Below are 1,906 nucleotides of genomic sequence, written 5' to 3' on the forward strand. Positions count from 1 at the left end.
GTGGTGCTGCGACCCGTGAGTGGTGTCAAGGGGGTCGTGATAGGTGTGTGGTCAAGCCCTCGGCCTGTTAGTACCGGTCAGCTCACACGCCTTGCGGCGCTTCCACCTCCGGCCTATCAACCCGCTGGTCTGGGCGGGGGCCTTACCCGGTTGATCCGGTGAGAGACCTCATCTTGAAGCGAGCTTCCCGCTTAGATGCTTTCAGCGGTTATCCCTGCCGAACGTAGCCAACCAGCCGTGCACCTGGCGGTACAACTGGCACACCAGAGGTTCGTCCGTCCCGGTCCTCTCGTACTAGGGACAGCTCTTCGCAAGTCTCTTACGCGCACGGCGGATAGGGACCGAACTGTCTCACGACGTTCTAAACCCAGCTCGCGTACCGCTTTAATGGGCGAACAGCCCAACCCTTGGGACCTACTCCAGCCCCAGGATGCGACGAGCCGACATCGAGGTGCCAAACCATCCCGTCGATATGGACTCTTGGGGAAGATCAGCCTGTTATCCCCGGGGTACCTTTTATCCGTTGAGCGACACCGCTTCCACATGCCGGTGCCGGGTCACTAGTCCCAGCTTTCGCTCCTGCTCGACCCGTCGGTCTCACAGTCAAGCTCCCTTGTGCACTTGCACTCGACACCTGATTGCCAACCAGGCTGAGGGAACCTTTGGGCGCCTCCGTTACATTTTGGGAGGCAACCGCCCCAGTTAAACTACCCACCTGACACTGTTCCTGATCCGGATCACGGACCGAGGTTAGACATCCAATTCGACCAGAGTGGTATTTCAACGGCGACTCCACGAACACTGGCGTGCCCGCTTCACAGTCTCCCACCTATCCTACACAAGCCGAACCGAACACCAATATCAAGCTGTAGTGAAGGTCCCGGGGTCTTTCCGTCCTGCCGCGCGTAACGAGCATCTTTACTCGTAGTGCAATTTCGCCGAGCCTGTGGTTGAGACAGCTGAGAAGTCGTTACGCCATTCGTGCAGGTCGGAACTTACCCGACAAGGAATTTCGCTACCTTAGGATGGTTATAGTTACCACCGCCGTTTACTGGCGCTTGAGTTCTGAGCTTCGCCCCGAAGAGCTAACCCGTCCCCTTAACGTTCCAGCACCGGGCAGGCGTCAGTCCGTATACATCGTCTTACGACTTCGCACGGACCTGTGTTTTTAGTAAACAGTCGCTTCTCACTGGTCTCTGCGGCCGGCCGCCGCTGCCCCGCGCAAGGCGGATGACGGTAACCGGCCCCCCTTCTCCCGAAGTTACGGGGGCATTTTGCCGAGTTCCTTAACCACAGTTCGCTCGATCGCCTCGGTATTCTCTACCTGACCACCTGAGTTGGTTTGGGGTACGGGCCGCTCGGAACTCGCTAGAGGCTTTTCTCGGCAGCATAGGATCATCCCATTCGCCTCACTCGGCTATGCGTCAGGCCTCACCCTCGTGCGCCACGGATTTGCCTATGGCGCGGGCCACACCCTTGCACCGGTACTACCACTCACCGGTGGGACTACCTTCCTGCGTCACCCCATCGCTTGCCTACTACCAGTCCGGATCCCGCGCTACTCCCACCCGCCCGCACAAGTGCAGACGAGCGGTTTGGGGCGGTTAGCATCGCTGGGTTCGGCATGGGCGTTCCTTCGCGGGTACGGGAATATCAACCCGTTGTCCATCGACTACGCCTGTCGGCCTCGCCTTAGGTCCCGACTCACCCTGGGCGGATTAGCCTGGCCCAGGAACCCTTGGTCTTCCGGCGGGGGAGGTTCTCACTCCCCTCTCGCTACTCATGCCTGCATTCTCACTCGCGTGGCGTCCACGGCTGGATTGCTCCGCCGCTTCCCTCGCCACGCGACGCTCCCCTACCCATCCCAGCCCCTGGCCGGCACCCACGAGAGGGCCGACGGGGTGAT

The 1,906-nt window shown here is 60.3% G+C and carries 1 rRNA gene; it reads right to left on the reverse strand.

The features are described from left to right. Positions 1-47: 47 nt before the first annotated feature. A 23S ribosomal RNA gene (locus ACI789_RS24510) occupies positions 48-1,906 on the reverse strand; the annotation flags it as partial.

Source organism: Geodermatophilus sp. SYSU D00965 (assembly GCF_054050075.1).